This is a genomic window from Kitasatospora sp. NPDC054795 (assembly GCF_053611565.1).
In genome coordinates, this window is the sequence record NZ_JBSHAP010000275.1 from 1 (window position 1) to 3,003 (window position 3,003).

Annotated in this window: 1 protein-coding gene; it reads left to right on the forward strand. The window is 71.3% G+C overall.

The window, feature by feature from the left end:
• The first annotated feature begins 144 nt into the window (after window positions 1–144).
• A complete protein-coding gene (locus tag ACWGJO_RS41350) occupies window positions 145–2,574 on the forward strand; it encodes a ricin-type beta-trefoil lectin domain protein (RefSeq protein ID WP_452190932.1) in 2,430 nt (809 codons plus the stop codon).
• The last annotated feature ends 429 nt before the right edge of the window (window positions 2,575–3,003 follow it).

Below are 3,003 nucleotides of genomic sequence, written 5' to 3' on the forward strand. Positions count from 1 at the left end.
GGGCCGCCGGCGGGTCCAACCAGAAGTGGACGTTCTCGTACGGGGACGGGTCAACCCCCGCCCCCGAGTTGGGGCGGGGCGCCCCGCCGGGGGGCCCGGCACGGAGCAACACCGCCCCCACCCCTCCCCACCTCGGAGACGCCCATGGGCCGTCAACATCCCTCCTCGACCTGGCGCACCGCGCTGAGCGCGGCGCTCGTCCTCGCCGGCGCGCTCGGCGGCCTGGCCGCGCCGCCGGCCGCCCTGGCCGCGCCGGAGAGCGCCACCACCCCCACCGCCGCCACCTCCACTGCCATCACCGTCGACGGCACCAAGCCGGGCCTGACCTTCGACGGGGTCGGCGCGATCTCCGGCGGCGGCGGCAACTCCCGCCTGCTGGTGGACTATCCGGAGCCCCAGCGCAGCCAACTGCTGGACTACCTGTTCAAGCCCGGCTACGGCGCCTCGCTGCAAGTGCTGAAGCTGGAGATCGGCGGCGACACCAACTCCACCGACGGCGCCGAGCCGAGCATCGAGCACACCAGGGGCACCGTCGACTGCAACCAGGGCTACGAGTGGTGGCTGGCCGACCAGGCCAAGGCCCGCAACCCCGACATCACGTTCATCGGCCTGTCCTGGGGCGCCCCCGGCTGGATCGGGAACACCGGCAGCGGCGGCAACTTCTGGTCCCAGGACTCCATCGACTACGTGATGTCGTGGATGGGCTGCGCCGGCCAGCACCACCTGAACGTCTCCTACCTCGGCGGCTGGAACGAGCGCGGCTTCGACAAGGCCTGGTACGAGAACCTCAAGAGCACGCTCGTCGCGCGCGGTTACGGCGCCACCAAGGTCGTCGCCGCCGACGACACCTGGGAGGTGGCCGACGCCATGGCCGCCGACCCGGCGTTCAAGAACGCCGTCGACGTCGTCGGCGTGCACTACCCCTGCGGGTACATGAGCTCCTTCACCGAGTGCCCGAGCACGCCGACCGCCCAGGCGCTCGGCAAGCCGCTGTGGGCGAGCGAGAACGGCTCCCAGGACCTCAACAGCGGCGCCCCGGCGGTGGCGCGCGGGATCAACCGGGGCTACCTCGACGGGAGGATGACCTCGTTCATCAACTGGCCGGTCATCGCCGCGCTCTACCCCGACCTCTTCTTCTCCACCGACGGCATGTCGATCGCCAACCAGCCGTGGTCCGGCAACTACGGCATCGGGAGGACGACCTGGGTCACGGCGCACACCACCCAGTTCACCCAGCCCGGCTGGAGCTACATCGACGCCGCGAGCGGCTATCTCGGCGGCGCGCGCGCCAACGGCAGCTACGTCACGCTGAAGAGCACGAACAAGCGCGACTACAGCACCGTCATCGAGACCCTGGACGCCACCGCCGCCCAGACCGCGAACTTCACCGTCTCCGGCGGCCTGTCCACCGGCAAGGTCCACGTCTGGTCCACCGACCTCGACTCCAACGACCCGGCGCAGTGGTTCGTCAAGCAGAAGGACGTCACCCCGTCCGGGGGGCGCTACACCCTCACCCTCCAGCCCGGCCGGGTCTACACCGTGACCACCACTACCGGCCAGGGCAAGGGCACCGCCACCCCGCCGGCCGCCGCGCCGATGAAGCTGCCCTACGCGGACGGCTTCGACACTCCGGCCACGACCACCTCGCCGAAGTACTTCACGGACATGAACGGCGCCTTCCAGACCGTCGCCTGCGGCGGCGGCCGCACCGGCACCTGCCTGCGTCAGATGGCCCCGACCTCGCCGATCCGCTGGACCGACGAGCGCCACAACGCCCCGTACACGATCATGGGCGACGGCAGCTGGTCCAACTACACCGTCACCGCCGACACCATGTTCGAGCAGTCCGGCACCGTCGAGCTCCTCGGCCGGGCCAACCAGCAGGGCCGCAACAACAACGGCCTGAACGCCTACCACCTGCGGGTGAGCGACACCGGCGCCTGGTCGATCGACAAGAGCGACACCAGCTGGAACTTCACCACCCTCGCGAGCGGCACCACCGCCGCCCTCGGCACCGGCCGCTGGCACACCGTCGCGCTCACCCTCGACAACGAGACCCTCACGGCGAGCATCGACGGCGCCGCCGTGGGCAGCGCCACCGACGCGAGCTTCACCAACGGCCGAGCCGGCCTCGGCGTGACCGGCTACCAGACCGACCAGTTCGACAACTTCGCCCTCACCCCCGGCACGCCCACCACCCACACCGGCCCGATCGCCTCCGCCCTGCCCGGCACCTGCGCCCGCCCCGCCGCCGGCACCAGCGGCGCCGCCGTGCAGCTCTGGGCCTGCGACGGCAGCGCCCAGCAGGCGTGGACCCGCTCCAACGGCACCCTCACCCACAACGGCAAGTGTCTGGACGTCACCGGCGGCGGCACCGTCAACGGCACCGCGGTCGAGCTGTGGGACTGCACCGGTGGCGCCAACCAGCAGTGGACGCCCCAGCCGGACGGCAGCCTGAAGAGCGTCCAGTCCGGCCGCTGCCTCGACGTCCCCGCCGCGGCCACGGCCGACGGCACCCCCCTGGAGATCTGGGACTGCAACGGTGGCGCGAACCAGCGCTGGACCCTGCCGTAGTCGACCGACCGCGGGGATCCGGTAGACCCCGCACGCGACCGGTGACTGCGCGGTCGGGCCGGTCGGCAGGGGCACTCGTGCTCGGACTTTGCACATTGAGTGCGTGTTGCTGCTAATTTTGCCCGTCATCTTGTCAAGAACGAGCAGGTCCCCGTACAAATGATCCGGCTGGGACAACAGCAGCCACCCATGCCCTGACCCCGAGATTCCGTGAGGCCGAAGCGTGTCAACTGCCCTCCGCCGGTGGCTCCGTAGCACCGTCGCCTGCTGTACGGCGCTCGGGCCGGCGAAGACGGCATCCAGGACCCACCCGTGACCGTCACGAACCGCATCACCCTGGCCGGCGCCCGCCTGGTCCTTCCCGGCGGCGTCGTCGAGGGCGACCGCCTCGCCGTCGAGGGCGAGCGCATCGCCGGCCTCGGCGGCGAC

What these genes read in the sequence shown, in the direction of transcription:
- ACWGJO_RS41350 (WP_452190932.1), top strand. Translation starts at nt 145, where the DNA reads ATGGGCCGTCAACATCCCTCCTCGACCTGGCGCACCGCGCTGAGCGCG.